Origin of the sequence: Ekhidna sp. (assembly GCF_039960695.1) — a bacterium.
In the GTDB taxonomy this organism is placed as follows: domain Bacteria; phylum Bacteroidota; class Bacteroidia; order Cytophagales; family Cyclobacteriaceae; genus Ekhidna.
On sequence record NZ_JBDVKP010000008.1, the window covers coordinates 21,338 to 34,697 of the forward strand.

Genomic DNA, 13,360 nt, shown 5'->3' on the forward strand with positions numbered 1-13,360 from the left:
TCAGTAAAAAGTAGGTTCTACCTCTCTTTCATTGAATACCAATCCTGTGTTGGTAAGCTCTGCTAACACAGGTTCATAGATTTCTTTTTTGATTGGTACATGTACTCCACTCAATTTTATTTTTCCTTTAAGGATCATTTTAGCGGCTATCGCCAATGGCAATCCTACGGTTTTAGACATTGCTGTATTTACTTCATCATCACCTAAAGCAACCATACTTGATTCAATCTGATGTGGCTTTCCGTCTTTTAGGAAGTTGAATTTGTGCCACATTACAATCATGTCTTTGTCTTCTGGTTCCAGTGTCCACTTCTTTTTCAAAATGTGTTCAAGTATTTGAGCAGGAGATCCTTTTTTGAGTCCAACAAGCTCATCATCAAACATGCCTAACCATTTCAACTTAAACATGATGCCATTATCTAAATCAAGGTTTAAATAATGCGCTAGCTTCAGCTCGATGGAATCATTTGGGTTGTATGATAAAAACGAATTGATGAATTGTCGATGCGTCATTTCAGACACATTTTCCATCTCATAGGTGTCATCGGTAGCGCCAAGTTGCACAAACACATCCCAGGCAGAGCAATAGCCGGGTTTGCGGAGTGTACCTCTATAGAGTGTTCGAATACCTCTCAAATCATAGACATCCAGATAAGCGAGGGAATCACGATTGGCATAACCTTCGAAATAGCCGTGATCTGGAATGTAGATGGTTTCTGTTCGTTTGAACAGCTTCTGGTACGGGATGTATTTGTAGCGTCCTTCCTGAATAAACTTACAGCTTCCCTGTCCAGCTAAAACAACATTTCTGGGGTTCCACGTAAATTTGTATTTCCATGGATTATCACCTACCGATTCCTCAGCAACTAGTCCCCCAGTAAAGGTCTCGAATCCGGTTAGTTCGCAACCATTTTCTCGCAGTTCATCTAGCACTTTCATAGCCGACATATGATCGATCCCTGGATCAAGTCCCATCTCCATGATCATGAGCTTGCCAGCGTCCTCGAATTGACCACTTAAAGCTTTAATTTCTTCAGTCAGGTACGAAGCGGTTAAAAAGTGCTTTTTAAGCACTGCACATTTTTCCGCTACGTGGATATGCAATGAAGCTGGAAGCATGGAAATAATCAGGTCATGATCACCAACCAACTTGCTTAGATTCTCATTGTCAAAAACATCGAAGGATACTGCTTTTGCTTTTTCGTGTCCATCTATTTTTGATTCTGCAAGCTTATGGTCTTTCTCAGCGATGGTTATATTCCAGTCTTCTTCTACTGCGTGCTTGAGTAGATAATTAATAAGTGCGGTGGATGATTTTCCCGCCCCGATGATCAGGATGTTTTGCATGCGGCAAATATGTGTTTATCGTAATTCTTACGAAAAGACTATTTGTTTTTTTTATTCACAATTGTACTGCTCGCCTGATCTGTTGGAAGGATCAGTAGGTCACCAATGGTAACATGGGGAGGTCGATTCAGCACAAACTCAATAGTTTCTGCTACATCAATGGCTTTCAAAGGTGTGTAATTTTCATACACCTTACTTGCCATATTTGTATCTCCTTTAAATCTCACCTCACTAAATTCTGTTTCCACCAACCCTGGATCAATGGAAGAAACTTTTATGCCATGCTCATTGAGATCCATACGCATTCCCTTGGTGAGCGCATCAACGGCATGCTTCGAAGCGCAGTAAACATTCCCTTTTGTATAAACTTCGAGTCCTGCGATGGAACTGATATTGATAATATGTCCTTTTCTACGTTCAATCATCCCAGAGATCACTGCTTTGCTTACATACAGTAAGCCCTTTACATTGATGTCCATCATGGCATCCCAATCATCCGTATTTCCATCCTGAATTAGATCTAGACCATGTGCGTTTCCAGCATTATTTATTAACGCATGCACATTTTGCCATTCATTTGGCAGGGATTCAAATGCTTCAAAAACTGCTTTTTTATCTCGAACATCAAAGGAGAGAGTCTGAGATTCGCTGGCAAGCTCTTTTTGGAGCTTCTTTAAACGATCTTTTCTTCGTCCACAGATAATTAGACGATAGTCTTTGGAAAGCAGGCGAGCTGTTGCTTCACCTATACCACTCGTGGCTCCTGTTATTAATGCAATAGGTTGACTCATTGGCCGTTTCCTTTACCTTTTCCTCCTTTTAATCGTTTTTTTTGACGTGCCTTTATCTGACCGCCTCCTTTTGTTTTTCCTCCAAGCTTACGTTTAGAACTAGGACCTCCTTCGAATGTGACAAAAATGCCTAGATTTTGAGTAGTAAGTTTTTCAAGGCCGATGCTGAAATCATTCGGATCTTCTGTGAGCATATTTCTCAGACCATATGAATACCGGATTTCGGGCGAGAATTTAAAAAATGGATAGAAAATATCAAGGCCTACACCTACGTCAATGGCAAGGTTCCAATTTTTTAATTCCAGTTTTTGCGAAACATCTTGTTCATCCCCTTTGCCGGAAGCCTCTAAGGAAGGATTAATTCCAAACACCATGTACATAGCCAGATTTCCTCTACGAGCAGACTTATACTTTAAAAGAAGTGGAAGCTCTACCATGGTAGCATCTTTTAATTCCCTTTGAGTAATGCCGTTGGTAAACCGATAGTTCAAATCATTTTCATAAAACCCTACTGTAGGAAGGAGCCTAAAGTCGAGATATTCAGAGACTTTCATGTTGATAACAAAGCCTAACTTAAAACCTCCAAGGTTACCAGGTATGATGGAATGAACCGTGTCCATCGCAGGCGAGGTGAAGTAATCCGAGTGCCTGATCACATATTTAGATGAGTGTACACTGATGAGAAATCCATAATGTATCCACTGGTCCTCATAGTTAAGTAAATTGTCCGAAGGATTATTTTGCGCAACAGACGATTGTGCCAAACCGAAAATCAACAAACTAGCGAGTGCTATTTTTCTCCCACGTAGATAGAGCTGATTCCTAGCGTTAATGGTTTGCATTTGGTGTTTTTATATCCTGTTTTTTCCAGAATTTGAAGAAAGTCGTCTCCAAATGGAAATTCATTTACTGATTCTGGTAAGTAAGTGTAGGCAGCATTGTCTTTTGAAACCACCTTGCCAATCTTCGGTAATATCCAACGAAAATAAAAATTATATAATTGTTTGAACGGAAATACCGTAGGTTTTGAAAATTCAAGAATTACCACTCTTCCTCCAGATCGCAATACACGATTCATTTCTGAAAGGCCTTTCTCTAAATTTTCAAAGTTACGCACTCCAAATGCAACGATCACCGCATCAAATTTATTATCATCAAAATGAAGGTTTTCGGAATCTCCAGACTGCATATCAATGATATCTGAATAGCCACGTTTCTTCATTTTTTCACGACCCACATTCAGCATACCTTCTGAAATATCCACCCCGATTACCTTTTCAGGATTAAGCTTAAGTGACTCTATCGCAAAATCCCCGGTTCCTGTCGCAATATCCAGAATTTGCTTAGGCTGAAGGTCGGTAAGCATCTTTATTGCTTTCTTTCTCCACCTAATATCAATCCCTAAACTTAAGAAGTGGTTTAAAAAGTCATACTTGCTAGAAATACTATCGAACATTTCAGCTACCTGCTTCTTTTTCGCATCCGACTTATCTTTGTAAGGAAGTACCGTCATAATTGCCGCAATATTAGTGGATTAAACCCGTGTTCGGTCTAAATGTTATCAGTTTCTTCTCTATGCAGATAAAATCAGCAGAATTTGTAAAAAGCAGTCCCGATGTGTCTGAATGTCCAGATCCAACCATTCCCGAGTATGCTTTTATCGGAAGGTCAAATGTAGGTAAGTCGAGTTTGATCAATCATATGACCAATCGAAAGAAACTTGCTAAGACATCTTCAACACCAGGAAAGACGCAGTTGATTAACCATTTTCTTATCAATGAAGCTTGGTACTTAGTCGATTTGCCAGGATATGGGTGGGCACAGACTAGCAAAGTCAATAAAGCTGCATGGAAGAAGATGATTAATTCATACCTGGAAGAACGACCAAATCTGGCATGTGTTTTTGTGTTGGTGGACATTAGACATGAACCTCAAAAAATTGATTTGGAGTTTATGGAATGGTTGGGAGAAAACGCAATTCCTTTTAGTATTGTCTTCACTAAAGCTGATAAGCTAGGTAAAACGCAAATCCAATACCATGCAGCTGGCTATAAAAAGGAGATGCGCAAAACCTGGGAAGAATTGCCACCAACCTTTGTCACATCTTCCACTGAAAAGGTAGGAGGTAAAGAAATCTTAGATTTTATTGACCGAATCAATGTGGAGATAGCAGGATAGGATATTTTTGCCCACTCAAAAAAAGCAACTTATGGATTTTAGTGATATCGCGTCGGTTTCTGGGAAAGGAAACCTTTTTAAAATTGTTCAGCCAACACGCACAGGTGTAGTTCTTGAAAGTATGGATGAGCATAAAAAGAAAATGATAGCCACCATGCACAATAAGGTGAGCATACTGTCTGAGATTTCTATTTATACGACCGATGCAGATGGTGCAGTACCTCTTGAAGAGGTGATGAAAAAAATTCATCAAGAATTTGATGGCGATACGGATTTGGATAAGAATAGTAGTTCGGAAGAATTGAAGTCGTTTTTAAAATTTATACTTCCCGAATATGATGAATCACGAGTTTACGTTTCTGATATCAAGAAAGTCGTGAGCTGGTATGATCAAATAGTGACGCAAGCACCAGAAATATTGGTTGAGAAAAAGGAAGAATTGGTAGAGAAGAAAGAAGAAAAGAAAAAGGCTCCAAAAAAACCTGCAGCAAAGAAAGAAAAAACAAAAGGTGAGTGAGCTTAAGTTTAAGTTTCGAGTACGTTGGGCTGACTTAGATCCGAATGGACATATGCGGCATACGGCATATAATGACTATTGTGCCCAGGCACGATTAATGTATTTTGAAGAGATCAGCATGCCATTTCATAAGTTGCTCGAAATGAATGTTGGACCAATACTGTTTAGAGAAGATACACGATTCTTCAAAGAAATACGCATGAATGAAGAATTTGAAGTTGGATTTACGATTTCAAAGCTTCGAAGAGATGGCTCTAAGTGGTCATTCAGACACAATATTTATACAAAAGACGGAGATTTGTCAGCAAAAATTGATGTAGATGGCGCATGGCTAGACACAGTGAAACGGAGAACAACTGTTCCACCAAAAGAGCTTAGTGATATTCTCGTTGATTCTATAAAGTCAGAAGATTTTGAATGGATCCCGGACAAAGCTAAGGCTTAATATCATCGGGAATAACACAGTCATCCCTTCTTCTGGTATCTACTAAATGAAAGATTTTCCAAATACCCTCTTGGTTGATCAGGTGGAAAGCATCTACACCGCAGTGTGAAAACTGATCATCCACATAAAATGCGTAATCAACCCATACAGAAGCAAGATTACCATCTATTTGTACTTTCTCATTCCAAATAGGCTCGTTCCAAACTTGCTCTTTCGGCTGCCCCACGGCGCTAACGAATCTTTGAAAATCACCTGTAGATAATACAGACTCACCCTCTTTATTGATATAAGCTGTGAATGTGTTGGGATTTTCAATGAAGCTTTGTTTTAGCATAGTGCTATCATTGGTTCGCATAGCTTCAAAGACTTGATTGATGATTTTCATTACTTCAGCTTCCTTATTTTGAGCAAACCCATTAAATGAAAATCCCAGCAAACAGATAACTATTATTTTTTTCATAGTCCAATTTTTGAGTGATTTGTAAAAATACTCGTGGTTAGGATGAATGAAGTTACTTTAGTCAAGCAGAGTTATCAACTGATTCGAAAGGATTTCGGATTGGAGGTGGAAATGGAATTTGAGGGAGGAAAAAATGGATTTGATCGGCTGGAGGATTTTCTCACCAAGCAGGTGAATTACTTGCTTGATAATGACTTGAACAGACTTATGAATGCTCTATACAGGATAGACATACCCGAGCAACGGGCCAAAGAATTGCTTCACGATTCACAACAAGGTCAAATCGCCCGAAATTTAGCTCGAGCGATCATAGAGCGAGAAAAACAGAAAATAATCATGAGACAGAAGTATCAGCCTTGACGAATGACATGGCATGGTCCACCATCTTAGCAGATCCCAGATATAGCGGAGACCGCTGATGGAACGAAGTAGGCTGGATGTCCAAAATCCTTTCCTTACCATTAGTAGCTACTCCACCTGATTGTTCTGCAATGAAAGCAAGCGCATTGCATTCATAAAGTAATCTAAGCTTACCATTTGGTGCTTTTTCAGTGTTTGGGTATAGATATATCCCACCCTTCATCATATTTCGGTGAAAATCCGCAACAAGCGACCCAATATATCTGGCGGTCAGGCACTTCTTTTTGCAATCCTCAACATATTCTCTCACCCAATCATCAAAAGCATAATAATTACCTTCATTGATCGAGTATATTTTTCCATCCGTTGGGCAAGTCATGTGATCATGTGAGAGCACAAATTCACCTAAGCTGGGCTCCAATGTGAACCCATGAACACCTCTGCCTGTAGTATATACAAGCATAGTGGAGGAACCATATAGGATGTACCCTGCCGCTACTTGCTCTGTACCTTTTTGTAAAACATCTTCCTCTTGAACCGGACCTCCTACAGGTGAAATTCTCTTATAAATGGAGAAAATAGTTCCAATTGACACATTGACATCAATGTTTGAACTTCCATCAAGTGGGTCGATTGCAACAACGTATCTGCAGTTTGGATTTAAGTGAATGATTTCCTGCTCTTCTTCAGAAACTACCGCACACGTCATACCACCATTCTTTAGAGCTCTTGTAAAACGAATGTCCGCAACTACGTCAAGCTTTTGCTGATCTTCTCCCTGAACATTTTTTTCACCGAAACCTCCGGTAATATCTAGTAGTCCTGATTTGTTCACCTCCTTATTGATGATCTTTCCTGCAAGGGCAATATCTCTCAAAAGTTGTGACAGTTCTCCTGTGGCAGAAGAAAATTCATCCTCTTTTTGTTTAATAAAGCGATCTAAGGTTGTTCCTATAGGCAGGCCAAGCTTACTTTTGTTCATAGGGAGCGCAGTTCAGAATTAAATTTTGAGTTTCGAACCACGAAATTAATTCATTCACTAATTATAACGTTTGCATAATGCAGATTTTCAAGTTTGGTGGCGCATCTGTTAAGGATGCAGCTGGTGTTAGAAATTTGGCAGAAATAGTCTCATCGTATGGCAATGAGCAAGTAGTCATTGTAGTTTCTGCAATGGGGAAGACCACAAATAAGCTTGAAGAATTAGTTAATAAAGCACATTCCGGAGATACTTATGAAGATGCTTTTATTGAATTAAAGGCCTATCACCGTGGGGTTATTAGTGAACTATTAAGTGAAATGCCTGAAAGATATGTGCAATTTGAAGAGTCTCTAGCAAAAGAATTAAGTGAGCTAAGCCAGCATGATGTGATGCTAGCCTATGATAAAGTAGTACCACATGGTGAATTAATGTCTACTGCCATCATTGAAGCGTACTTAAAAAAGCAAACCAACTGCCAATGGTTTGATGCGCGTGCAGTGATCCGAACAGATCAGTATTTTACTGAGGCCAACGTAGACTGGGTGGTCACCGAGAAACAAATTGTACGTGACCTAAAACCCTTAGCTGAAAAGTGCATCGTTGTTACGCAGGGATTTATAGGTTCCGATGTAGAAGGAAATTCAACAACATTAGGTCGTGAGGGATCAGATTATACTGGTGCAATATTGGCGTACTGCCTCAATGCAGAAGGATTTACAGTATGGAAGGATGTTCCCGGTATTTTGAACGCCGATCCTCGGATTTTGGAAGGAACAGAACAATACGAAAAACTTAGCTATCGTGAAGTAACCGAAATGACCTACTATGGTGCTCAGGTTATTCATCCCAAAACCCTGAAGCCTATCGCGCAAAAGAGCATACCATTGATTGTACGATCATTCCTTGATAAAGGTAAATCAGGCACTACAATCGCATCTGAGAATACAACCAAAATGATTCCATGTTTTGTTTTCAAAGGCAATCAGCTGTTAGTAACAGCTCAGGTGAAAGACCACAGTTTCATGAATGAGAAAAAGCTAGGAATGATCCTTCAGGTACTTGATCTGTTAAATATAAAGATTAACCTGATGCAGAATTCTGCGCTTACATTCTCGTTTTGCATTGATAATAAAGAGTTTAAATCAAGACGAATAAAAGAGCTTTTAAATCGTGATTTTATTTTGTCTTTTGAGAGCCCATTGAATTTAGCAACCATTAAGAATTACACACCTGATTCATTTAATAAGCTTCCATGGAACAGATCAATCATTATGGAACAAAAAACTTCCAATAATTATCAAGTGCTATATCATTAAGTAAATCGATTGAGTGTTTGAATGATCCCAGAAAGGTAAGAGGTACCAAAAAGGTTTACATGAACGAGTAATGGATAAAGGTTGTGAATGTCAACACGACTATCAAAACCCTGCTCCATTGGATGAGCTTCATTGTAATGATGATAAAATTCTGAAGAAAATCCTCCAAAAAGCTTTGTGAAAGCTAGTTCAGTTTCTCTGTGTCCATAGTAAACCGCAGGATCAAATATGGCGGCCTCACCCGTTTGATTGATCATGAAGTTGCCGCTCCATAAATCTCCATGCAACAATGCTGGTTGCTCAGGTGGTATCAGTTCATCTAATTTTGAGTACAACATTTCGAATTGAACCTGAATACTGTTAGAAATTAGATTTTTTGATTCAGCAAGTCTTAATTGAGGGACCAACCTTTCTTGAATAAAGAAGTCATTCCAGCTGGAATGTTGTGCATTGGATTGAGCTAGACTGCCAATGAAGTTGTCATGATCTAATCCAAATTTTGTGGCGGTATTCTGATGTTGTTTGGCAAGGTTGTTACCAAAATTTTCCCAAAAGCGGGAAGACTGAATGCCTTGTTCAATCCACTCGGTTAGCAAATACGACTTTTCTGAGATAACGCCTTTTCCAAGAGGTTTTGGAGTGATAATAGGTGAATACTTATGTAGCAGGTCCAGTCCTTTCTCTTCTGAAATGAACATCCCATTGAGACTGGCTTTATTCCACTTTAGAAAGTATGAGCCCGTATCTGTAGAAATTTTATAAGTACTGTTTACACAACCCCCTGAAACTGAAGATGTGGTTTTTATGCAAATAGAAGGTGAGAGGTGTTTTTTTAAAATATGATCAATGAAGTCATTCATAGATCATGTTCTTTTCTTAAGAAGTCTAAGAATTCATCGAGCGAACGATCCAAAATTTGGTAAACCTCTTCAAATCCGTTCATTCCCCCATACCATGGATCCGGTACATCCTGCCCTTTTCCATGTGGGTCAAAATCCCTCATTAACATTAGTTTATCTGGATCTGACCCCATCTCAACGGTCATATTTCGGTAGTTGGAATGGTCCATTGCCAGTAAGTAATCAAATTGGCTTTGGTGCTTTTTTTGAAACTGCTGTCCTTTGTGATCGACAGGAACCCCATGTTTTTCAGCAATTTCTATGGTACGGGGATCAGGATTTTCACCAACATGATAGTTAGCCGTACCAGCTGAGTCTGCATGGATTTTATTACTTAATCCACCAATTTCGACCTTTTTCTTAAAAATGGCTTCAGCCAATGGTGAGCGACAAATATTACCGAGACAAACAAATAAAACTTTTATCATAAATGTGGGGTTACCTTTTTTGATTAGATAGTATATATCTAATGCATAACACAAATTTATTCATACACCTGTTTGACAAGTAAAAAAGAAAGTCCCGTTTTTGACGGGACTTTTCTTTGTTTATACGGTTTTGAGATTCTTATCTAACACTAATTCCAGCTCCAAGTGTAAAGGTGTTATACTTCTGAATGGAGTAATCTGCATGCAGGGTTAAAACGAGTAATTTAACTCTTGCCCCAATAGTGACTCTCGGTGAACTGCCCCCATCAAATGAAAGATTAACCGGATCTTCAATGGTCACACTTTGACCCATGTCATCAGTATATGTGAAATCACCATTTACCTTAAATGAACTACCACCAATATTATATCCCAGACCGATGTAAGGTGTTAAAATGGCAATCTTTTTAGAAGCTAATACCTGAATAGTTGTGGATGAAGCTTTAAATTCTGCCGTACCATTTGCTTCGTAACGATAGTTGTTGGAATCTGTCTCATCCACATCAATATCAAATTCTGCTTTTAATCCTGTGTAGCCAATAAAACCAGAAAGATCGAAAGGCACTAGTTTTAGTCCTGGAATCCATTGTTTGATGTCGTGCATCACCCCGATTCCAAAAAGTCCAATGCTTAAATCATCAATGGTTTGAGTAGGTACGTATCTGATTTTAAGGTCTGTGTTCTTCACGATTCCAACTCCCAATTGAAAAGCCGGTACTGGAAATCCTGCGATTGGAAGATCTTTAGTGTCATATCCTTCAGCCGCTGGAAATGGATCTGATTCATTTGCAAAATTGATAGGCCCAATCTGAGCATTTCCTCTTACGACCAAATTGGTTGTTGTGGGACCACCCACAGCTGTAGGTAGCGTTGCTTCCGTACCTGTTTGCAGACGAAGATTTGTGAAATCTGAGTTCCTAAATTGCCACAACTTATCTTCATTTGGGATATTGGCAATATTTGCGGTAGCAGTCAAATCGAAACCCAAAAGCTTGTGTGGCTTTGCGGTATTCACCCAGCCACTTCCTAAACCATTATTAAAGGATAGCATGATTGGTCTAACATAGCTTTCTAAATATTTTTCAGCATCTTCAGGTCCCGCTTTAAATACTTCACCAAAATCCTGCGCATTGGCAGAATTATTGAAAGTAAAAAGCCCAACCAGCAGTAGGGTCACAAGTTTAGTAGTAGATTTTTTCATAATCATTGTTTTTGATTCTGATTGATTTTAAGGCAAAACGTGTTGTACTGCAATTAACCAAGATTTTACCAGATATACGATCCATGCAGAGGAGTATTTTGAATCATTAGTCGAAAATCTTGTACTGTTACAATATTTGGTTTAAATTCGCACTTGAGAATAATTCCTAAATGGAAATTACTAATCAAGTTAAAGAACAACTAAGCGAGGCAGGTTTAAAGGCAACGCATCCTAGAATTGTGGTACTAAGGGAACTTGTGGTTTCTAATGATCATCCCACTGCTGAGCATATACATGAAAAGATTAAAATTGATAATCCTTCAATTTCGTTAGGAAGTGTCTATCGCGTATTGGATGTATTAGTAGTTGCAGGATTGATTCAGCGTGTTTCTGTAAGATCTGGCTCAAAGCGTTTCGATGCTAATATGAGTCCTCATGGTCATCTTTATTGCCATAAGACAAATAAGATTCAGGATTTTTATGACGAAGAGCTTTATGAACTTATCAATGACTTCTTTAGGAAAAAGAGAATTAGGAATTTTAAAATCAATGAAATCAAACTTCAAGTCAATGGTGAACGAATTGATCCAGAAGTAGATATAACTATTACATAATTTTTTTAAACACTTAAAAAACAAACAAACAAAAATGTCATTAGTAGGAAAAAAAGCACCGATCGTAAATACACCGGCAGTAATTAACGGTGAGGAGATTGTAGAAAATTTTTCACTAGATCAATACATTGGTAAAAAAGAAGTGATGCTCTTCTTTTACCCAAAAGACTTCACATTCGTGTGTCCAACTGAGATTCATGCATTTCAAGAGAAGCTTGAAGAGTTTGAGAAAAGAGGAGTAGCTGTTGTAGGAGCTTCTTGCGATACAGAAGAAACTCATCTTGCTTGGTTAATGACCGATAGAGATAAGGGTGGAATTAGTGGGGTTACTTATCCTTTAATAGCAGATCCATCCAAGACTGTAGCATCAAACTTTGGTGTACTTGCAGGTGATTGGTCGTATGATGAAGAGGGAAATCTTGGATTTGAAGGCGCTCCAGTAGCATTCAGAGGTACTTTCTACATCGACAAGGAAGGTATTGTGAGACACGAGACTATCAATGATCTCCCATTGGGTAGAAACATTGACGAAATGCTTAGAATAGTAGATGCATGGCAGCACGTTCAAAAGCATGGAGAAGTTTGTCCTGCAAACTGGGAAGAAGGTAAAACAGCTATGAACGCTACCAGAGAAGGAGTAGCAGAATACCTTTCAAACAACTAAACTTTTTCAATAAAAAAAATAAGGCTGATCATTTTGAGTGATCGGCCTTTTTTTGTCAATATGATTTACAAATTTGTACTTTGCAGCAGTTAAAAATTAGACAAGCTTGAAAGCCTTAGTAATTAAATCGACGGGATTATGGTATGAAGTGATGGCCAATCAAGAGCGATTGATGGTAAGGTTAAGAGGTAAGTTTAAGCTTGAAGATAAGAAGTTAACAAACCCAATAGCAGTAGGAGATTGGGTAGAGATAAATCCAAATGAGCAGGTAGATGGAGAGTGGGTGATCATCAAAATCTATGATCGTGAAAATTATGTAATGAGAGCAAGTCCACGTAAAAAAGGACATGACCATCTTATCGCCAGTAACATCAGTCAGGGAGTTTTGATTGTAACATTGAAAAGGCCTAGAACATCCATTGGTTTTATTGATCGTTTCTTGATCACTCTGGAAAGTTTCCGTATTCCAGGAGTCATTTTATTCAATAAGGAAGACTTGTATGCTGAAAAAGAACTTAGAAAGTATGAGGAGCTGAAAGAGGTGTATCAAAAAATTGGGTATCAGGTTGATTTATGTCAATTCGAAAGCCAAGTGACCGAAGATACTCGATCACTTTTTAAGAATAAGACCAGTTTACTCTCGGGACATAGTGGTGCTGGAAAGTCTACCTTAATCAACCAGTTAATACCAGAAGCAACTCAGGAGGTAAAGGAAATATCAGATTTTGCCAATAAGGGAGTTCATACCACCACTTTTGCAGAGCTATTTTACCTGGACGATCAATCTGCGATTATTGATACACCAGGAATCAAGGAGTTAGGTCTCTCAGAGATTGAAGATGAAGAGCTTTCGCATTATTTCCCGGAAATGAGGCAATTCTTGGGGCAATGCAAATTCCATAACTGCTTGCATGAAAATGAACCAGATTGTGCCGTTAAGGAGGCAGTTGGTGATGCCGTACCTGAGCTTAGGTATCAAAGTTACCTTTCAATCTTACGAAGTGAAGATGGGAGAAAATAAACAAAGGGCCGCTCAGAACGAACGGCCCCATCACACAACCAACCTAACGCTACTCAACGATAGTAGCCAATAGTATAACAAAGCAACCTAGACTATGGTTTCGCTAAATGCGTTAACTATCTTAATGGTTTAGTTTG

At 38.8% G+C, this 13,360-nt stretch carries 17 protein-coding genes; 8 read left to right on the forward strand and 9 right to left on the reverse strand.

Annotation, left to right across the window (positions count from 1 at the left end):
- Genes ABJG98_RS05145 through ubiE form a run of 4 tightly spaced genes read right to left on the reverse strand, consistent with a single transcriptional unit; the run spans nucleotide 1 to nucleotide 3,651 of the window.
- The gene (locus tag ABJG98_RS05145; protein ID WP_348278413.1) at nucleotides 1-1,347 is read right to left on the reverse strand and encodes a saccharopine dehydrogenase C-terminal domain-containing protein; all 1,347 of its coding nucleotides are present in this window, start codon (nucleotides 1,345-1,347) and stop codon (nucleotides 1-3) included.
- A 38-nt stretch (nucleotides 1,348-1,385) separates the two neighbouring features.
- Nucleotides 1,386-2,138, reverse strand: coding sequence for an SDR family NAD(P)-dependent oxidoreductase (locus ABJG98_RS05150; protein WP_348278414.1), 753 nt, complete (start codon nucleotides 2,136-2,138; stop codon nucleotides 1,386-1,388).
- Complete coding sequence (locus ABJG98_RS05155; RefSeq protein ID WP_348278415.1) at nucleotides 2,135-2,980, reverse strand: outer membrane beta-barrel protein; 846 nt, start codon at nucleotides 2,978-2,980, stop codon at nucleotides 2,135-2,137. The genes ABJG98_RS05150 and ABJG98_RS05155 overlap by 4 nt, the downstream gene beginning before the upstream one ends.
- Nucleotides 2,929-3,651, reverse strand: a complete 723-nt coding sequence (gene ubiE, locus ABJG98_RS05160; protein WP_348278416.1) for a bifunctional demethylmenaquinone methyltransferase/2-methoxy-6-polyprenyl-1,4-benzoquinol methylase UbiE — start codon at nucleotides 3,649-3,651, stop codon at nucleotides 2,929-2,931. The genes ABJG98_RS05155 and ubiE overlap by 52 nt, the downstream gene beginning before the upstream one ends.
- A gap of 62 nt (nucleotides 3,652-3,713) precedes the next feature.
- On the opposite strand from ubiE, the gene yihA reads away from it, so the two are divergent.
- From yihA to ABJG98_RS05175, 3 genes are read left to right on the forward strand one after another with little or no spacing between them, the layout of a single operon-like run.
- Entirely contained in the window at nucleotides 3,714-4,316 is a 603-nt protein-coding gene (gene yihA / locus ABJG98_RS05165) for a ribosome biogenesis GTP-binding protein YihA/YsxC (protein WP_348278417.1), read from the forward strand.
- A gap of 31 nt (nucleotides 4,317-4,347) precedes the next feature.
- Nucleotides 4,348-4,833: a DUF5606 domain-containing protein gene (locus ABJG98_RS05170; protein WP_348278418.1), complete on the forward strand. Its 486-nt coding sequence runs from the start codon at nucleotides 4,348-4,350 to the stop codon at nucleotides 4,831-4,833.
- Nucleotides 4,826-5,278, forward strand: a complete 453-nt coding sequence (locus tag ABJG98_RS05175) for an acyl-CoA thioesterase (protein WP_348278419.1) — start codon at nucleotides 4,826-4,828, stop codon at nucleotides 5,276-5,278. The genes ABJG98_RS05170 and ABJG98_RS05175 overlap by 8 nt, the downstream gene beginning before the upstream one ends.
- Here the strand turns inward: ABJG98_RS05175 and ABJG98_RS05180 are convergent.
- Nucleotides 5,268-5,738: a nuclear transport factor 2 family protein gene (locus tag ABJG98_RS05180; protein ID WP_348278420.1), complete on the reverse strand. Its 471-nt coding sequence runs from the start codon at nucleotides 5,736-5,738 to the stop codon at nucleotides 5,268-5,270. The two genes, ABJG98_RS05175 and ABJG98_RS05180, sit on opposite strands and share 11 nt — an antisense overlap.
- Before the next feature lie 42 nt (nucleotides 5,739-5,780).
- Here ABJG98_RS05180 and ABJG98_RS05185 point away from each other — a divergent pair, with 42 nt between their 5' ends.
- A complete protein-coding gene (locus ABJG98_RS05185; protein ID WP_348278421.1) occupies nucleotides 5,781-6,098 on the forward strand; it encodes a hypothetical protein in 318 nt (105 codons plus the stop codon).
- On the opposite strand, the gene fbp is transcribed toward ABJG98_RS05185, so the two are convergent.
- On the reverse strand, nucleotides 6,073-7,080 hold the full coding sequence (fbp, locus tag ABJG98_RS05190; protein WP_348278422.1) for a class 1 fructose-bisphosphatase: 1,008 nt from the start codon (nucleotides 7,078-7,080) through the stop codon (nucleotides 6,073-6,075). The two genes, ABJG98_RS05185 and fbp, sit on opposite strands and share 26 nt — an antisense overlap.
- A gap of 77 nt (nucleotides 7,081-7,157) precedes the next feature.
- Here fbp and ABJG98_RS05195 point away from each other — a divergent pair, with 77 nt between their 5' ends.
- Nucleotides 7,158-8,396, forward strand: a complete 1,239-nt coding sequence (locus ABJG98_RS05195) for an aspartate kinase (RefSeq protein ID WP_348278423.1) — start codon at nucleotides 7,158-7,160, stop codon at nucleotides 8,394-8,396.
- Here the strand turns inward: ABJG98_RS05195 and ABJG98_RS05200 are convergent.
- The 3 genes from ABJG98_RS05200 to ABJG98_RS05210 form a co-directional block, all read right to left on the reverse strand.
- Nucleotides 8,393-9,256, reverse strand: a complete 864-nt coding sequence (locus tag ABJG98_RS05200) for a fructosamine kinase family protein (protein WP_348278424.1) — start codon at nucleotides 9,254-9,256, stop codon at nucleotides 8,393-8,395. The genes ABJG98_RS05195 and ABJG98_RS05200 overlap by 4 nt on opposite strands.
- The gene (locus ABJG98_RS05205; protein ID WP_348278425.1) at nucleotides 9,253-9,723 is read right to left on the reverse strand and encodes a low molecular weight protein-tyrosine-phosphatase; all 471 of its coding nucleotides are present in this window, start codon (nucleotides 9,721-9,723) and stop codon (nucleotides 9,253-9,255) included. The genes ABJG98_RS05200 and ABJG98_RS05205 overlap by 4 nt, the downstream gene beginning before the upstream one ends.
- A 139-nt stretch (nucleotides 9,724-9,862) precedes the next feature.
- Nucleotides 9,863-10,924, reverse strand: coding sequence for a DUF6588 family protein (locus ABJG98_RS05210; protein WP_348278426.1), 1,062 nt, complete (start codon nucleotides 10,922-10,924; stop codon nucleotides 9,863-9,865).
- 170 nt (nucleotides 10,925-11,094) lie between these two features.
- Here ABJG98_RS05210 and ABJG98_RS05215 point away from each other — a divergent pair, with 170 nt between their 5' ends.
- From ABJG98_RS05215 to rsgA, 3 genes are all read left to right on the forward strand, one after another.
- Nucleotides 11,095-11,538, forward strand: coding sequence for a Fur family transcriptional regulator (locus ABJG98_RS05215; RefSeq protein ID WP_348278427.1), 444 nt, complete (start codon nucleotides 11,095-11,097; stop codon nucleotides 11,536-11,538).
- Nucleotides 11,539-11,572: 34 nt separating this feature from the next.
- Nucleotides 11,573-12,202 carry a peroxiredoxin gene (locus tag ABJG98_RS05220; RefSeq protein WP_348278428.1) on the forward strand — a complete coding sequence of 210 codons (630 nt, stop codon included), beginning with the start codon at nucleotides 11,573-11,575 and terminating at the stop codon, nucleotides 12,200-12,202.
- A 106-nt stretch (nucleotides 12,203-12,308) separates the two neighbouring features.
- Nucleotides 12,309-13,223 carry a ribosome small subunit-dependent GTPase A gene (gene rsgA / locus ABJG98_RS05225; RefSeq protein ID WP_348278429.1) on the forward strand — a complete coding sequence of 305 codons (915 nt, stop codon included), beginning with the start codon at nucleotides 12,309-12,311 and terminating at the stop codon, nucleotides 13,221-13,223.
- Nucleotides 13,224-13,360 lie beyond the last annotated feature (137 nt).